Origin of the sequence: Amphritea opalescens (assembly GCF_003957515.1) — a bacterium.
GTDB classification, from domain to species: Bacteria; Pseudomonadota; Gammaproteobacteria; order Pseudomonadales; family Balneatricaceae; genus Amphritea; species Amphritea opalescens.
Map to the genome: position 1 here is coordinate 232928 of NZ_RQXW01000005.1, position 17061 is coordinate 249988.

A 17061-nucleotide genomic window follows, 5' to 3' on the forward strand; every position below is an offset into this window, starting at 1 on the left:
TCATTTTTTCAGTGTTGAGCTGGTCATGATCAATCCTCATAGCGGCGTTGGCTGCGATACACTTTTTCGGGATACCACACTTTGCCATAGCTGCCGTTATAGCGGGCGAGAGCTTCGGTCAGGTTACCTTTAGAGCGCTTTAAATAGTGTTTCAAAATGGTTGCGCCGTAGCGCAGGTTGGTTTTGATATTGGTGAGATTATCGTCGTTGCGGCCAATCTCTTTCTTCCAGAAGGGCATGATCTGCATTAAGCCCTGTGCCCCGACGACCGACACCGCAAAACGGTTAAAACGGCTTTCAGTGTGAATCACGCCGAGCAGTAGGGCGGGAGGTAGTTCCACCCGCTCAGCTTCGGCGTGCACGGTTCTGAGGATCTCTATGCGTTCCCGATCGCTGTCGACATAGCGTTTGATGCGGCCGGACATATCCGTCAACCAAACTTCAGCGGCAAAGCGGTCTTCAAAGCTGCTGCTGTCAGCAAATGCCTGTTTCAGCTCTTCCCGCAGTTCGGGGTCGATTTCCTGAGTAGCGGCCAACAGTGGTAGCGCCAAAAACATCAACAGTAGTGAGATGGTCAGTCGCACAGAGGATTTCCTACAGATGATTAATAAGTTGATTATAACGGTGTTTAGATAACGGCTTCAAAGCCTTCAAACTGAGGCGGTCCCATATAGATATCTCGACGGGTGCCGGCATTGGCGTGGGCCTGTTTGAACGCATCCGATTTCAGCCAGCCATCAAAGGCAGCTTTATCTTGCCAGACCGCATGGGATGACATCAGGGTGTATTCCTCGGTGGTGTCGCCCTGCAGTAGGTTGAAAGAGACAAAGCCGGGTACGGATGTTAGGTGGCTGTCGCGATTTTTCCAGATATCGATAAAGTCCTGTTCGTGGCCGAGTTTAATCCGGAAGCGATTCATGGCGATATACATAGTCGTTCATTCCTTCTAATGTCAGTGGGATCTTTTACCGAGTGTCGATGTTGAGCCTGCACTGATGACTGCGTTAATAATGCTTGGCTTTTGTTGCGATTTCCAGCCTTGTCGAGAAGGCTGAACATAATATCGATAGATCAGACCTATTTTTACCAACATTGTTCCCAGCCAAGGGATTCTAGATGAGCTCTTGAAAAGGGCTCTTACATCAGGAGCTACCTTAAGGGTTTATATGAAGGGCTGAGATGCGGACTTATAAAAGGCTTATAAGGGCTTAACGCAGTACATAAAAGTGGATATCCGCCTTGATATCGACAGGGTGTCAGGTAGGTTTGAGGCAATAAAAAAGCAGGCCGAGGCCTGCTTTCGTTACCTAGGTGCTTGTTACCAAGTCACCTTAGGGTTTATTTAAGCGAAGGTTGAACTCATAAACGCATCTAGTTCAGTCAGTTGAATCTCTTGCTTATCGGCTGCGCGGCGGTATTTATATTCCACGGTACCGGCTTCAAGGCCGCGATCCGAGATAACGATACGGTGAGGGATACCCATCAGTTCCATATCGGCCATTTTCGCGCCAGGGCTTACCTTAGGGCGGTCATCAAGAATAACGTCATGACCGGCTGCTATGAGTGCATCATACAGTGCATCCGCTTGGTTACGAACCGCTTCGGATTTCTCATATTTAAGAGCAACCAGCGCAATACTGAATGGTGCAATCGCTTCAGGCCAGATAATGCCGCGGTCGTCATAGTTCTGCTCAATCGCAGCGGCAACGACGCGGGATACCCCGATACCGTAACAACCCATATCCATGGTGACAGCTTTACCATTCTCATCGAGCACATTGGCATTCAGCGCTTTGGCATACTGTTGTCCCAGTTGGAAAATATGGCCCACTTCGATACCGCGTTTAATCACGATATTACCCTTGCCACAAGGGCTAGGGTCGCCTTCGACGACATTACGCAGGTCAGCGACTTCAGGTAGGGCAACATCACGTTCCCAGTTAACACCGAAGTAATGTTTGCCTTCAATATTGGCACCCGCACCGAAGTCAGACATCTGTGCAACCGTACGGTCAATGATGCAAGGGATCGGCAGATTGACAGGGCCAAGGGAGCCTGGGCCAGCACCGATCAGCGCTTTAATCGCTTCTTCATCGGCCATTTCTAAGGGTGCGGCGACTTGGGATAGTTTTTCCGCTTTGATCTCGTTGAGATCATGATCGCCACGTACTAGCAAGGCGACAAAGTCAGCATCACATTCGTCAGAAGCGTTCACAAACAGCGTTTTGATGGTTTTTTCAATCGGCAGATTGTGCTGTTCAACCAATTGGGCGATGGTTTTGGCGTCGGGTGTTTCTACCAGTCTCATCTCTTCGGTTGGTGCAGCACGTTCGCCTGCTGGCGCAACGGCTTCAGCTTTTTCGATATTCGCGGCGAAATCACTGCTGTCTGAAAAGGCGATATCATCTTCACCGGAGTCCGCTAGCACGTGAAACTCATGGGATGAGTTACCACCAATAGAGCCGTTATCGGCCAGCACTGGGCGGTAATCTAGGCCGATACGGTCAAATATTTTGCAGTAAGTCTGATGCATCAGATCATAAGTCTGTTGCAGAGACTCTAGGTTGCAGTGAAACGAGTAGGCGTCTTTCATGATAAATTCACGAGAGCGCATGATGCCGAAACGTGGCCGTACTTCATCACGAAACTTAGTTTGGATCTGATAGAAGTTAGCAGGCAGCTGTTTATAGCTGTGAATCTCGTTGCGCACTAGATCAGTGATCACTTCTTCGTGAGTGGGCCCAACGCAGAATTCACGGTTATGGCGGTCATGCAAGCGCAGTAGTTCTGGGCCGTATTTTTCCCAGCGACCAGATTCTTGCCATAGCTCGGCAGGTTGAATCGAGGGCATCAGAACTTCCTGCGCGCCGGATTTGTCCATCTCTTCACGGACGATCCGTTCAACTTTGCGCAGGGTACGCAGTCCTGTCGGTAGCCAGTTGTACAGCCCCGCCGCGACTTTACGGACCATGCCCGAGCGAAGCATCAGCTGGTGGCTAATGACTTCTGCATCAGAAGGTGTTTCTTTCAGTGTTGCAATCAGAAATTGACTGGCGCGCATAGATTTATATACCTGATATCCGAAACTTTAAAGAGCAAGCATTTTAGGGGGGGGAGGCGTTTGGAACAAGGGGGCAACGAAACTATTCAATATAAAAACATAAATACTGATATCACAGGTGTTCCTTTGGCCTCTGGAGGCTCTATAATCGGCCGCTGATGTTAAAGGGGACAAACGATGCAGCTTAAAGAGATCAACAAAGAGCGTTACAGTAAACACTATAAGCAGACGATGATCGCCGTGGCGGTTGTACTGGCGGTGGTGGCGTTAGTGGTGTCTACCCTGCTTATTCAATTGTTGGGTAATGGGGATGGCAGCAACTTTTGGTTTAACGTAGCCGGCGTTGTGTGTGGTGGTTTTGTTGTGCTGACGTTGTTGCGTCGTTACCGTGGCCATGAGTATATGCATGAGATGGTGTATGTTTGGGATCTTAAACAGATACTGAACAAGATCTATCGTAAGCAGAAAAAAATCAAAGCGGCGGCGGAAGAGGGCGACCGAGACGCCATGGTGATTATGAACTGGAGCTACAGCGGTTCAGAGCAGTTATATAACTTAGATAACAACACCATCACCATGGAAGATCTGCACGAGTCGATGCGAGAGTTGCAGCAGGTTATGCAAAAGTATGGCGTCAGCGTTAGCAATGATGATTTTCACCCCGAGATGATCGATAAGTATTAAGCGCTATGGTTAGCAAAGTCGTTGGTGTTTCACCATTGGCGGCTTTGCTTGATGTGTTGCTAAGCTTCTACCTGCTGAAGGCAGTATCCCGTGGTATCGGATGAGCGCGTATCCGAGAATGCATATGACTGTCTGCCAGTAGAACCCCTTCCCATCGTATCAAACGGTGCTTTCTATATTATTGTGAATCAGCCTATGGGTGTCGTTAGAGTGCAGGTTGCTCTGGCGTTAACGCACCAAAGAGGGTGTTGCTTGCGTTTAAGCAGTCTCCAGCCTCGCGGATACTCCCTCTATAATGATGCTGTTATAGCGAAAATTTAATCGCTAAAAGTTCTAAGTTTAGTGTGATTACATGATCAGGCACTTATCCGTTATCCCCTTACTTCCCCTCTATATTTCCATATATCTATCGTTTTTAACTGCGGTTGATTTATCTGCCCAGAGTAATTTCCTGCAAAAAGCGCACCGATTTATTTGTAAATAAAATATTTGACATGCTTATTTTAAAGAGTAGCATTCCGCAAATGATAGTCATTCTTATTCGCAGTATGGTTAATAATTAGCAGCTAAGGGGTAGTTATGAGTTTACGGAAAACGTCCATCGCATTATCACTGTTTTCATCTTTAACGTTATCAGGTGTTTCACAAGCGGCTTCTAATTTGGATCAGGAGTTGCAGGAATACAAAACGTTTGCGGTTAATAAAATTGATGGCCTCGTCAATCAAACTCAGCAGTTTGTTGATTACCTTAACGCTGGAAAAATTGACGAAGCCAAAGCGCTGTATCCACTGGTGCGCATGAATTTTGAAGCGGCTGAACCGATTGCTGAAAGTTTTGGGGATTTGGACCCGCGTATTGATGCACGTAAAGCCGATTTAGAGCCAGGTGAGAAGTGGACCGGTTTTCATCCGATTGAAGAGATTCTTTGGGTAAACAATACCACCGCAGGGACTGAAAAATACTCTGTGCAACTGATGTCGGATGTAAAAGAGCTGCGTGCCAAAGTGTCTACTGTTGAGGTCACGCCTGAATTGATGGTTCAGGGTGCCGTTGACTTGCTCAATGAGGTGTCCACCAGCAAGGTTTCAGGCGAAGAGGAGATCTTCTCCCATACCGACCTCTATGACTTTCAAGGCAATATCGATGGCGCCGAAAAAATCTTTGTTATTTTTAAGCCGAAACTGACCGCACTTAATGCTGACTTAGTCAAAACATTGGAGCTGCGTTTTGCTGAAGTTAACCAGTTATTGGCGGCACAAAAGGTGGATGGTAAGTTCAAGTTTTATAATGAATTGAACAAAGATGAGGTCGCCGGCTTAGCGGAAGCGGTCAATAAATTAGGCGAACCTCTGGCACAAATGGGCATCATCCTAGGATAAGTAATGACAGTTAAACGACTAAGCAATACTGGTGAGCCTTCTAGCTTATCCCGCCGTCGCTTGTTAAAAGGAGCCGCCATTGGCGGCTCTTCCCTATTAGTAGGGAAAGCATTAGCGGCGCCATCGGCTGAACCCTTATCTCAAGCAGTAACTCAAACAGCAACTCAAGCAATAAGCCAAGAAGAAAGCAGTGCTGATTCTTCACACAGCATTCCTTTCTATGGTGAGCACCAAGCGGGTATTACCACACCGGCTCAACGGGATATTTATTTCATCGTACTCAAGCTGGATAACACGGATCGTCAAGCGGTGATCGAGTTGTTCAAAGAGTGGACAAGGCAAGCGGCACTGCTGACGCAGGGCAACAATATTGGCCCTTACAGCCATAACAAATTTATTCCCCCCGCCGATACAGGTGAAGCCGATAGCCTACATGCTTATAATTTAAGCTTAACCTTCGGTGTTTCTCCCTCTTTTCTTGAAAAATTAGGTTTGCAGGATAAAGCCCCCGAAGCATTTAAACCGCTGCCTCATTTTCCACGAGATCAATTGCAGGACCAGTACACCGGTGGTGATATCTGCATTCAAGCCTGTGCTGATGATCCTCAGGTGGCTTTTCATGCGATACGGCAGTTAGTTCGTCATGCGCGCACCTCAATGGTGTCGATGTTGTGGGCTCAAAATGGTTTTAACGCCTACAACGATGTCAGCCATACCCCGCGTAACTTATTTGCATTTAAAGATGGTACGGCGAACGCATTAACCTTAAAAGATGCTGACAAATATATTTGGGTGGATGATAAAAGCTGGATGCAGGGCGGCAGTTACATGGTTGTCCGCCGTATTCAAATGCATTTAGAAACCTGGGATCGCACCAGTTATGGTGAACAAGAAAACACCTTTGGGCGGGATAAGCTAAGCGGTGCTCCGATGGGGCAGCAGCACGAGTTTGAGCCCATCGATACGACGCTAAAAGAGAGTAATGGCGCCCCTGTGATGCCGGTCGACTCCCATGTGCATCTTGCTCATCGGACAGGACAGCAGTTACTGCGTCGCTCCTATTCCTATACCGGCGGCATCAATACACTGACGAGTCAGTATGATGCGGGGCTACTGTTTATCTCTTTTCAAAAATCGCCACAGCAATTTATTACCATACAAAACTCCTTTGGTAATACTGACAAAATGAATGAGTACATTACGCATATTGGGAGCGGTTTGTTTGCCTGTTTTCCTGGTGTAAAAGAGGGGGAATATCTTGGACAAGCTCTACTCGAAGGTTAATGTTTATCGCCTTCTTAGTCGTTTGATTATCGGTTGTGTGATTGCCTTCAGTTTGCCCCTGTCGGCCGCTGAGAAAGTGAATTTTGCGCCGGCCTATATCGCTCTGTCTGATGCGATCGGTGCCACTAAGAGTGATCAGCAAGAGGTCGCTAAACAAGATTTAGTGGCGATGCAGCGCTATTTAGATAGTTTAAATATTGCGGATACCGCGAAAAAACAGTTGGTGATATCCGCTTTGGAGAACGCCAGCGAAAATCCAACGGTGAATCATTTAACCGCGTTGTCGGCGTCTTTGATACAGCTAGAGAAGTATGTCAATCCAGTCGATTATGCGACGCTGCGTAAGCAGTTTATCAAGCGGGTAATGCCTAGTTATCATGCGATGGCTAACGCCGTTGCTAAACAAGATATGGCCGAATTGCAGTCGACATTTCGTACCTTTAATCAGGCATGGGCGAAGCGAGAACGGGTGGTTCATGAAACCAGCATGGGGCATTACGGCAGAATGGAAACCGCCCTTGCTCTGTTAAATGTCGCTAAAGCGCGAGAGAACCCATCCTGGGATGAGATTGCCGAGCAAAGTAATATTCTGGGGGAAACCCTCAGAAGCTTTAATAACGGAGAGACTATCGCAACCAGCGGTAGTGATATGAGCTTAGCTGAGGGGATTTCGTTATTAAACACCGCCCTCAGTGATTATCAGCAAAACGACAGTGAGGCCGGTAATCAGCGGGTGTTGGCGTTTATCCAAAACTGGCCTGTGTTTGAAAGTGACGTGAGTACCCGTTCACCGCGGTTATATACCCAGGTTGAAAGCCAACTACCACTGATTATCGCCGCCGATGGCGATGAGAAGAGTCAGGCTGAGCTGGGCACGCTGATTACCGAGCTGTCGGCATTGAACCCCTCTGCTAACTATACCGCGATGGATGCGGCGCTTATCTTATTGCGTGAAGGGTTAGAGGCGTTATTCATTGTGATGGCACTGTTCTCCGCGATGCAGGCGGCACAACAGCAGCGTGGGCAGCGCTGGGTTGTCGGCGGTGCGGCGATCGGTCTAGCGGCCAGCTTAATACTGGCGTGGGCGTTGGTGCGTTTCTTGCCATCTAATTTAGCTGGTAGCACTCGCGAGGTGCTGGAAGGTGTTGTCGGGTTGTTTGCGGTGGTGATGATGTTGTTCGTTGGCATCTGGCTGCATGGTAAATCCTCGGCGGTGGCGTGGAAGAAGTTTTTGCATAAGCATTCTACCGCGGCGGTTACCGCCGGTAGCTTTCTCTCTTTAGCAACCTTGAGTTTTCTGGCGGTCTTTAGGGAAGGGGCGGAAACGGTATTGTTTTATGCGGGGATTTTACCGAAGATAGCGCTGAGTCAGTTTTTCCTCGGTATTGTGATCGCGTTGGTGATTCTCGCCATCGTTGCCGTCATTATTCTTAGAACTTCGGTTAAATTACCGATTCCCGTGCTCTTTAAGATCTTTACGTGGTTGATCTATTTCTTAGGCTTCAAAATGCTAGGGGTGAGTATCCACGCACTGCAATTGACGGGTCATATCAATATCACTGTACTGGAATGGTTGCCGACCATTAACGTTATTGGCTTCTACCCAAGCGTTGAGACATTGATAGGGCACGCTATCTATCTGTTGATTGTAATCGTATCGATTGGCTGGCAGCGTAGACAGCAAAGGTGTTGATGGCGCTTTGATCGCTTCGTTAGCGCATTATAAAGCATGACAAAAAAGGGTATAAGCCATCACTTATACCCTTTTTTTATGTCCGGAGTTGATACTACGTCTGAGACGTTAGCTCTACAGTGTGGTGTACTCACAACTGAGGCATCTGTCTCTCGTTAAATTAAGCCGCTTCCGCCTTCTTGAGTGTCACTTCCCGCTGCGGGAATGGAATCTCAATACCGGCATCATTGAAGGCTTTATAAACAGCACCATTAACTTGAAACTGAAGTTCAAATAGTTGTTTTGTTGGCACCCAGTAGCGATAAGCAATATCGACACCGGAGTCGCCGAAACTGGCGATGCCTACCTGCGGGGCAGGCTCTTTCACAATACCCGGGTTGGCCTGTAGTTGTTTGCAAATCAGTGCGATGGCTTGATCGGAGTTGGCCGAATAACTGATGCCTATGCTGGCTTCGACAATGGTATTTTCAAATGAATTAATCAACACTTCGCCAACGATATGTTTATTGGGAATGGTGATAATTTCACCGTCTTCCGTCGATAGCTGTGTATAGGCTAAGCGGATCTCTTCAACCACACCGCAGACATCGTTACAGCGCAGCGTATTACCCACCACAAAAGGACGGGTCAAAATAATGGTAAATCCCGCGCCGTAGTTGGAGAAAACGCCCTGTAAGGCTAAGCCGATACTCAGTGAAATAGCACCAATCGCGGCAATAAACGGAGCGACACTGATACCAAACTTACCGAGACAGATGATCGCCACCATGGCGATGAGCAGTAGCTTAACGGTGCTGCTGATAAAGTTACTGAGGGTGACATCGACCTTATTACGTAGGCAGATATTGAGTATTAATTTTCCCACCCAGCGCGCCACGATCAGGCCAATAATCAGAATGATGATGGCGCCGATCACCTGAAAACTGTAGTTCACAAAGAAATCGATAATAAGGGTGTAAAACTTTGACAGATCTGCCAGCTCGTCTGTGATCATAGACGGGTCTCCTGTTGCCGAACGGTTGATGGCCTTGCTAGGCAAGGCGCATTAGCTGAAACCGCACGCGAGACAGGATTTATCGGTCCTGCAGCGCCATAAATTCGGTCAGCTGATCGAGTTGCCGTTCATTGTATACCGGAAAGCCTTTACGCATAAGCTCATCGGCGGTTACGCCGGAACCGGGCTTAATCGTATTGTTGAAATGACCATCATAAACTTCGTGATTACCGCAGGAGGGGCTGCGGGATTTCATCAAGGCGCAGCAGCAGCCTTCGCGCAGAGCGATCTCGAGGGTTTTCTCAGCCCCATCGAGAAACTGCGGGGTGACATCTTCATCATGAATATTGGTGATACGCAGCGGGAATTTATCCTGAATTTCTGCCGGTGCGCGGGGAGTGGCGAGTCCGCCTTCCATTTCGGGGCAAACCGGTACGAGGCGTCCCTCGTTCTCTAAGCGACGGATAAGCTCGCTGTCGATTAAGTTATCTTTACCGTCGTAACGAACTTTACTGCCGAGTAAGCAGGCACTGATGAGTATTTTATTGTTTTTCTGGGTCTTCATAAGCAGTCGCTATCAAGTGTGTGGCTGAATGACGGAGCGGATTCTAACAGTTAAATCTGACAGGGCAATTAAACTAACGTGAAAGGCTAAAGTATCGTTATATTTTTATGATCTGAAGCAGATTTACGGCGTTTTGCTGGACACTCAAGCGAACGGCATAGCAGGAAAAAAATAATTTAAGGTTTACCCATAGGTCGTATTTAGGGTATATACTTAAGGGTATACCCTAACAAGGCTTAACTATTTAATAATAAGTAGTAAGTGCCTTTGACGATGGCGCAGCCGAGAGCTTAGAAAGCAAAAGCTTAGGCTGTAAAGAACAGTTTATAAAGAATAGCTTATAAGCGCTTCGATAATAAATATTAGGAATCCCCGATGGATCTGAATCTCACCGAAGAACAACAAATGATTCAGGACGCCGCCCGCCGCTATGCGGAAAGTGAATTGGCGCCGACTGCAGAACAACTTGATCAAAGCAAAGATCGCAGCCTTTTAACCGGCCATTGCCGAGAGTTAGCTGAGCTCGGTTTTATGGGGCTGAATATCGATGCCGAATATGGTGGCACTGAAGCGGGGGTGGTTGCGTTTAGTTTAGCGGTCACTGAAGTGGCTCGCGCTTGCGCTTCAACGGCGGTGACGATGTCGGTGACCAATATGGTGGCTGAGGTTATTCAGGTGGTGGGTAGTGAAGAACAGAAACAACACTACTTACCTAAGATTTGTAGTGGCGAATATCTCAGTGGCAGTTTCTGTTTAACCGAAGCGGGGGCGGGCTCCGATCCTGCTTCAATGCGAACAAAGGCGGTTAAAACCGACAAAGGCTGGGTGATTTCGGGCACTAAACAGTGGATCACTAGTGCCGAATTCGCCGGTGTTTTTGTTGTCTGGGCGGTGACCGACCCTGATGCAAAAAAAGGTAAGGGGATCACCTGCTTTCTCGTGCCCGCCGATGCCGATGGTATTACCGTTGGTGCGGCCGAGAAAAAGATGGGGCAGCACGGCTCAGCCACGAATGAAGTCCATTTTGATCAATGTGAAGTGCCGGATTCAGCGATTCTCGGGAAACTTAATGATGGCTTCCGTATCGCCGTGAGTGAGCTGGCCGGCGGACGTATCGGTGTGGGTTCATTGGCATTGGGGGTTGGATTGGCGGCGATGGATTACGCTATTGCCTACACCAAGGAACGTCAGCAATTTGGTAAGCCGATTGCTGATTTTCAAGGGCTGCAATGGATGATTGCTGACCGCATGACCGAACTAGAAGCGGCGCGTCTGTTATTGATGAGCGCGGCTGATCGTAAGGAACGTGGCCAAAGTTTTGCCAAAGAGGCGTCAATGGCGAAGCTGTTCGCCAGTGAAAAAGCCAATCAGGCCTGTTACACCGCACTACAACTCCTCGGTGGTTATGGTTACATGCAAGAGTATCCCCTTGAACGTATGTGTCGGGATGTACGAATTACGTCAATCTATGAGGGTACCAGCGAGGTTCAGAGACTGATCATTGCGCGTGAAATCCTTAAGGCTGTTAGCTGAGGATTTAATCGTGAAAACCCCTTTGAAAGGTCTGAAAGTGCTCGATCTCTCGACTCTGTTACCCGGCCCTTATGCGACGATGATGCTGGCTGACTTAGGTGCCGAGGTGCTACGTGTAGAGTCGGCCTCGCGTCATGACCTAGTGCGTAATATGAAACCGTTGGTTGATGGTCAGTCTGCCGCTTTCAGTTATCTCAATCGGGGCAAAGAATCCCTCGCGCTGAACCTCAAACATCCCGAAGCAATCGAGCTGATCGATCAGCTGGTGGGTGAATACGATATTTTGATTGAACAGTTTAGGCCGGGGGTGATGGCGCGCTTAGGGTTAGATTATGAGCGATTAAAAAAGGTTAACCCTCAGCTGATCTATTGTTCTATTACCGGTTATGGTCAAACCGGCCCCTATCGAGATAAGGCGGGTCATGACCTTAACTACTTGGCGCTATCGGGGGCGGCTAGCCATATGGGGCGAAAGTCTTCAGGCCCAGCTCCGATGGGGTTGCAGGTGGCCGATGTGGCGGCGGGTTCTCATCCCGCGGTGATTGCTATCTTGGCGGCGGTGATTGGTCGTCAAAGTACGGGTGAGGGTTGTTATCTCGATATCTCGATGGCAGACAATACCTTGGCCTTGCAGGCATTGATGGTGCCTGCCGCCTTAAATGGCGCACCAGATCCACGGCCTGAGGGGAACTTCCTCAATGGGGGCGGTTTTTATGATTATTACCGTACCGCCGATGATCGCTATCTATCGGTGGGCAGCCTAGAGCCGCAGTTCCGTCAACGGTTGGCCCAAGCGTTGAATATTCAGGATAACCCGCCGCTGGAAGATCGTCAGTTTAAAACCCTATTGCAGCAAAAGTTTGCCAAACAGGATCTAGAAAATTGGTGCGAGGAGCTGGCCGATCAGGATATCTGTGTTGAGCCGGTGTTAACCGTGAAGGAGGCTGCTGAGCATCCTCAGTTTGTTGCTCGTAACATGATCGCGACAAAAAATAGTGGTGAACGGCAGATCGATTCAGCGCTGGGGTTTGAGCAGCAACCGATAAGACCCGCTCCCCGATGTGGTGAGCAGGGGATCAAAATCATGGAAAAATTAGGCTATAGCCAGACTGAAATTGACACGCTGAGGGAAGCGGGGTTGTTTGATTAACCCGCAGATCTCAGCTTAATGAAGTGCGAAAAATAAAGACCAATAAGGATGAGCCTGTTACTGGGACGTTTAGCGTTCTTCCGCAGGGCCTTAATAAACATAACAACGAGGCAGATAATGACTATTGAGAACTATCAGGCGTTTTACGACTCCTTCACCCCATCTATGATTGAAGATAAACTCGTGGGTGATCTTAAGCAGGGCTTTAATGCCTGTGAAGAGATTTGTGACCGTTGGGCTGAAGATGAACAACGCGTCGCGTTGAATTATGAAGGGGCTACGCGCCCAGCATCGAGCCATACCTTTGCCGAATTACAACAGCGGGCTGCTCAGTTTGCCAATCTGTTGGCGGCTCGGGGAATCGGGAAGGGTGACCGAGTGGCTTGTTTACTACCGAGGACACCTGAGCTGTTAGTGGTGGTGTTAGGTACATTGCGCGCGGGCGCTGTTTATCAGCCGCTGTTTACCGCCTTTGGTAGCGGTGCGATAGAGTACCGAGTGACTCAGGCAGAAACGAAGCTGATTATCACCAATCCGGATAATATCGAGAAGTTAGATGCGGTTAACGGTTGCCCACCGGTGATTCTGTTTGACCGTGATAACGCCGCCGCTAACTATGCGGGCTTGCCTGATTTTGATACGGAGATGGCGACACAAAGTACGGAGTTTGAGCCGGTAAGAGTGGGGGCTGATGATCCGTTCCTGCAGATGTTTACCTCCGGTACGGTAGGTAAAGCGAAGGGCGTCGCTGTGCCGACCCGTGCTCTGTTATCTTTTTATGTTTACATGCGTTATGCGGTGGGCCTACATCCAGAAGATCGTTTTTGGAACGTAGCGGATCCGGGCTGGGCGTACGGCCTTTACTATGCGGTGGTTGGACCGTTGCTCTTGGGTAACACGACCCACTTCAATGAGAATGCCTTTACCCCAGAAACAACCTATAAAATGCTCAGCAAGTATAAGATTACCAACTTGGCTGCTGCACCCACGGCGTATCGTTTGTTGATGGCGCATGAAGAGTTGTTAGACGAACACAGTGGTTTTGAGCTACGACTGGCGAGTAGTGCTGGCGAACCCCTAAACCCTGAAGTGATCGGTTGGGTTGAACGTCGCTTAGGCTGTCCAGTGATGGATCATTATGGCCAGACCGAAACCGGTATGGTGGCTTGTAATCATCACGATCTGAAACAGGATATTGTCCGAGTTGGCTCAATGGGATTCTCTCTGCCTGGGCATCGTGTGGTGGCGTTGGACAATGATCTCAATGAATTAGGTAAAGGGCAGATCGGTGAGTTGGCCGTGGATATGGAAAAATCCCCGCTGTTTATCTTTCCTGGCTACACCTGGGGCGAGAAAAATCCGTTCCGAGGAAAGTACTACTTAACGGGTGATGTAGTGATCAGTCACGGTGACGGTAGTTATTCCTTCAATGGTCGTGATGACGATATTATTACGACCGCCGGTTACCGCGTGGGGCCTGCGGATGTTGAAAACACTCTGCTGGAGCATGAAGCCGTTGCTGAAAGTGGTGTGATTGGTAAACCTGATCTTGAGCGTGGCGCGATTATTAAAGCCTATGTGGTACTCAGAGAGCAGTTTGATCCGAGTGAAGAGCTGATCGTCGAATTGAAAACCCATGTGCGTAGTCGTCTGTCGACCCATGCGTTCCCACGGGAGATCGAATTTTTACAGGAGCTGCCGAAAACACCAAGCGGTAAAATTCAGCGTTTCATTCTGCGGAATCAAGCGAAAGATGAAGCGGATGGCATGTCATAACAATGCCTAACTTTCAGGCCATGCCGTTGGAGTATCGGGTGCGTAACCCAAACTTCGCGGCAGAGGTTGAGCGAGTGTTTTATAAGGCGCCGTTTGTAAGAGACCTCGGTTTTCAGTTAGCGGGCTTTGAGGCCGGTAGCTGTGAAACGTCGTTAATGTTGCAGGAGAAACACCTACAACAGGACGGTTATGTGCACGCAGGCGTGCAGGCGACGTTAGCCGATCATACGGCGGGCACTGCAGCGGCAACCCTGCTTGCTGAGGGGCAGATCATTCTTACCGCAGAGTTTAAGATTAATCTACTGCGGGCGGCAAAAGGCGAGCAGTTGTATTGTCGGGCCCAGGTGCTCAAACCTGGGGCTAAGCTCATTATTGCTGAAGCCGAGGTGTTTTGCCTTAGTGGTCATAACCCTGAGTTAGTGGCTAAAGCGATGGTGACTCTCGCGGTTGTGGATCAAGCTAAACAATAACAACTATAAACAATAGGCGAGGTTTTCTATGCCTGTCATGACAATCGAACAGATGAATGATTTTCTGGCGGAACATTTTCCCCAGGGTGAAAGGTTTGGTGTTCTTACCGATCTCGGTGATAACTGGGCCGAGATGAAATTACCGGTGGATGCTGAGCATCTTAGGCCGGGCGGCACTGTGTCGGGGCCATCAATGATGGCATTGGCTGATGTCTGTATGTATGCGGCGTTATTGGGGCAGATTGGCCCTGTGGCACTGGCGGTAACGACCAATCTCAATATCAACTTTATGAGCAAGCCCCGGCCTGACAGTGATCTGATTGCACGCTGTAATCTGATGAAAGTCGGCAAACGGTTGGCGGTGGGTGAGGTGTGGATCCGCTCGGAAGGCAGTGATGAGGTAGTGGCACACACCACGTTGACCTACTCCATACCGGTGGAGCGTTAAGTATGACAGGTATTGACTGGCAGGAACGACGACTTACCCTGAAAGACGGTACCGAGATATTTGCTCTGCATGGGCGTCATGCACATAACGAGGGTTGGGATAGGCCGACCCTCGTGTTGTTGCATGAGGCGTTGGGGCATATCGATATGTGGAAAGATTTCCCGCAATTGTTAGCCGATGCCACGGGGATGGATCTGCTGGTGTATGAGCGTCGAGGTTATGGTCGTTCATCGCCGATTAGCCTGCCACGCCCGGATGATTACCTTGATCACGAAGGGCGGGATTGGGTTAAGCCGGTGTTGGATGCGGCGGGGCTAGAGCGGGTTGTCTTGGTCGGTCACAGTGATGGCGGCTCTATCGCACTCATCGCAGCGGCGGCACTGCCCGGCCGTGTGGTGGCGATTATCACCGAGGCGGCGCATATTCGTATTGATTCTTTAACCACGGAGGGCATTGTTGCCGCCGTCGAGCTGTATAACACCACGGACTTTCCTGAAAAATTGGCTCGTTATCATGGGGATCGTACCGACTTAGTCTTTCGTGCTTGGCATGAAACCTGGCTGCGGGAACGTTTTCAGCCGTTGGATCTTACCGAGTGGGTGAGCCAGGTTCGCTGTCCAGCGCTGATCATTCAGGGCGCAGATGATGAATATGGTGAAGTCGCTCAGGTAGACGATATTGTCAATGCTATTGGCGAAAGCGCCACGGGGTTGTTTATCCCTCAGTGTGGTCATGTGCCCCATCTACAAGCGAAACAAGCGACGCTGCAGGCAATGACTCAATTTATTACATCTCTTAATTTATAACCTAAGCCTCTGATAAGTAAGCCCATCGCTGCGACATAAAGATTCAAGCACTTATGCTATGATGCCGGTTCTTCCCTATATATCGACTTCTGCGCTCTATAGGCGGTGTTTTCAACGTGAGAGATGGAGATCGGTCATGAGTCGTTCAGCGAATAGCAACGCTGTTTGGATGTTATTGTTGTGTACGTTTTTTTGGGGAGCATGTTTTCCGGTGGGTAAACATGCTTTGCATGAAGTCAGTGCTTTAACGCTCGTGCTGTGGCGTTTTGGGGTAGCGGCAAGCTGCCTATTGATCTATGCCGTTTGGGCGAAAATTCGGGTGCCACGCTTAACGCCCAAACAGTGGCTGTGGGCGATAATGGCCTCGATTGTGGGCGTCGGTGGACTGAACCTATGCCTGTTTACTGGGCTGACAAAAACCGATGCCAGTAATGGTGCTTTGATCATGGCACTGAGCCCCTTAACGACCTCTTTGATGGGCACCCTGTGGCAGCGAAAACTCCCTCATCTGAGTGCTATATTCAGTCTAATTATCTGTTTGTCGGGTGTGATGTTGGTGCTGACCAATGGCGAGTTATCGCGACTGCTTGGTTTTGAGTTTAATCAGGGCGATCAACTGATTTTTGTCGGTATGCTGTGCTGGAGTTTGTATACCTGCTTAACTCAAAGTATTAGTCGTTGGTTTCCGATGATTCCTTTTACCCTTGTTGGGATGATGTCTGGTACAGGGGTGATCTCTCTGATGTTAGCCTTTAGTGCTGAAGTGCATCCGTGGCAGGAAAGTTTGGCGATCTCCTCATGGGTTTTGGCCGATCTGCTGTTTATCGGCGTCTTTGGTACGGTGGGGGGCTATCTGTTATGGATCAGCGGGGTGAAACAGTTGGGCGCCGCGACGGCATCGCTATTTTTTAACTTTGTGCCGGTGTTTGCGGTATTGACCGCATTGATTTTCGGCCAGTCGGTTACTGAACTGCAGTTGTTGGGGATGGCTATCGTGATTGCAGGTTTGCTGTTACCTCGAATACTCGGTTGGTTGAAGCAGTATTCGGCGGTCGGTGAGGAGCTTGAAGCGGCCGTTGAGCACGAAGTCGAAGCCGTAATTGAAGCGGTCGTCGCGGTCGAACCGGTGATCGCTGATGCCGTTGTGCGTGAAAAGTAATCATCGCGGGGCTATATCTACATCGAGGAATACTCGATAAGAGAGGGTAAAGGGTGTT

16 protein-coding genes are annotated in these 17061 nt (G+C 49.1%); 11 read left to right on the forward strand and 5 right to left on the reverse strand.

What is annotated here, in order from left to right; genetic code table 11:
- Positions 1 to 29: 29 nt before the first annotated feature.
- The 3 genes from EH243_RS07680 to EH243_RS07690 all read right to left on the reverse strand — a co-directional run bounded on the left by EH243_RS07680 (position 30) and on the right by EH243_RS07690 (position 3061).
- Positions 30 to 584, reverse strand: coding sequence for a lytic transglycosylase domain-containing protein (locus EH243_RS07680; RefSeq protein WP_241235019.1), 555 nt, complete (start codon positions 582 to 584; stop codon positions 30 to 32).
- 44 nt (positions 585 to 628) lie between these two features.
- Positions 629 to 931 carry a heme-degrading protein HmuQ gene (hmuQ, locus tag EH243_RS07685; RefSeq protein ID WP_126158064.1) on the reverse strand — a complete coding sequence of 101 codons (303 nt, stop codon included), beginning with the start codon at positions 929 to 931 and terminating at the stop codon, positions 629 to 631.
- A 411-nt stretch (positions 932 to 1342) separates the two neighbouring features.
- Positions 1343 to 3061: a proline--tRNA ligase gene (locus EH243_RS07690; protein WP_126158065.1), complete on the reverse strand. Its 1719-nt coding sequence runs from the start codon at positions 3059 to 3061 to the stop codon at positions 1343 to 1345.
- A 177-nt stretch (positions 3062 to 3238) separates the two neighbouring features.
- Between EH243_RS07690 and EH243_RS07695 the strand changes: the two genes are divergently transcribed.
- The 4 genes from EH243_RS07695 (at position 3239) to EH243_RS07710 (ending at position 8102) form a co-directional block, all read left to right on the forward strand.
- Positions 3239 to 3745 carry a DUF3087 family protein gene (locus tag EH243_RS07695; protein ID WP_126158066.1) on the forward strand — a complete coding sequence of 169 codons (507 nt, stop codon included), beginning with the start codon at positions 3239 to 3241 and terminating at the stop codon, positions 3743 to 3745.
- 579 nt (positions 3746 to 4324) lie between these two features.
- Positions 4325 to 5125, forward strand: coding sequence for an iron uptake system protein EfeO (gene efeO / locus EH243_RS07700; protein WP_126158067.1), 801 nt, complete (start codon positions 4325 to 4327; stop codon positions 5123 to 5125).
- A 3-nt stretch (positions 5126 to 5128) separates the two neighbouring features.
- Positions 5129 to 6409 carry an iron uptake transporter deferrochelatase/peroxidase subunit gene (gene efeB, locus EH243_RS07705; RefSeq protein WP_126158068.1) on the forward strand — a complete coding sequence of 427 codons (1281 nt, stop codon included), beginning with the start codon at positions 5129 to 5131 and terminating at the stop codon, positions 6407 to 6409.
- Complete coding sequence (locus EH243_RS07710; protein ID WP_126158069.1) at positions 6384 to 8102, forward strand: FTR1 family iron permease; 1719 nt, start codon at positions 6384 to 6386, stop codon at positions 8100 to 8102. Before efeB ends, EH243_RS07710 begins: the two co-directional genes overlap by 26 nt.
- 160 nt (positions 8103 to 8262) lie before the next feature.
- Here EH243_RS07710 and EH243_RS07715 read toward each other — a convergent pair whose 3' ends face one another.
- Entirely contained in the window at positions 8263 to 9096 is an 834-nt protein-coding gene (locus EH243_RS07715) for a mechanosensitive ion channel family protein (RefSeq protein WP_126158070.1), read from the reverse strand.
- A 79-nt stretch (positions 9097 to 9175) separates the two neighbouring features.
- A complete protein-coding gene (locus EH243_RS07720) occupies positions 9176 to 9661 on the reverse strand; it encodes a 2-thiouracil desulfurase family protein (protein WP_126158071.1) in 486 nt (161 codons plus the stop codon).
- Between the two features lie 375 nt (positions 9662 to 10036).
- On the opposite strand from EH243_RS07720, the gene EH243_RS07725 reads away from it, so the two are divergent.
- The 7 genes from EH243_RS07725 (at position 10037) to EH243_RS07755 (ending at position 17003) form a co-directional block, all read left to right on the forward strand.
- Complete coding sequence (locus tag EH243_RS07725) at positions 10037 to 11194, forward strand: acyl-CoA dehydrogenase family protein (protein WP_126158072.1); 1158 nt, start codon at positions 10037 to 10039, stop codon at positions 11192 to 11194.
- 10 nt (positions 11195 to 11204) lie between these two features.
- The gene (locus EH243_RS07730; protein WP_126158073.1) at positions 11205 to 12344 is read left to right on the forward strand and encodes a CaiB/BaiF CoA transferase family protein; all 1140 of its coding nucleotides are present in this window, start codon (positions 11205 to 11207) and stop codon (positions 12342 to 12344) included.
- 117 nt (positions 12345 to 12461) lie between these two features.
- The gene (locus EH243_RS07735) at positions 12462 to 14120 is read left to right on the forward strand and encodes an AMP-binding protein (RefSeq protein WP_126158074.1); all 1659 of its coding nucleotides are present in this window, start codon (positions 12462 to 12464) and stop codon (positions 14118 to 14120) included.
- Positions 14121 to 14122: 2 nt separating this feature from the next.
- Complete coding sequence (locus EH243_RS07740; RefSeq protein WP_126158075.1) at positions 14123 to 14590, forward strand: PaaI family thioesterase; 468 nt, start codon at positions 14123 to 14125, stop codon at positions 14588 to 14590.
- A 28-nt stretch (positions 14591 to 14618) separates the two neighbouring features.
- Positions 14619 to 15038: a PaaI family thioesterase gene (locus tag EH243_RS07745; protein WP_126158076.1), complete on the forward strand. Its 420-nt coding sequence runs from the start codon at positions 14619 to 14621 to the stop codon at positions 15036 to 15038.
- A gap of 2 nt (positions 15039 to 15040) precedes the next feature.
- Positions 15041 to 15844 carry an alpha/beta fold hydrolase gene (locus tag EH243_RS07750; protein ID WP_126158077.1) on the forward strand — a complete coding sequence of 268 codons (804 nt, stop codon included), beginning with the start codon at positions 15041 to 15043 and terminating at the stop codon, positions 15842 to 15844.
- Positions 15845 to 15980: 136 nt separating this feature from the next.
- On the forward strand, positions 15981 to 17003 hold the full coding sequence (locus tag EH243_RS07755) for a DMT family transporter (RefSeq protein WP_126158078.1): 1023 nt from the start codon (positions 15981 to 15983) through the stop codon (positions 17001 to 17003).
- The last annotated feature ends 58 nt before the right edge of the window (positions 17004 to 17061 follow it).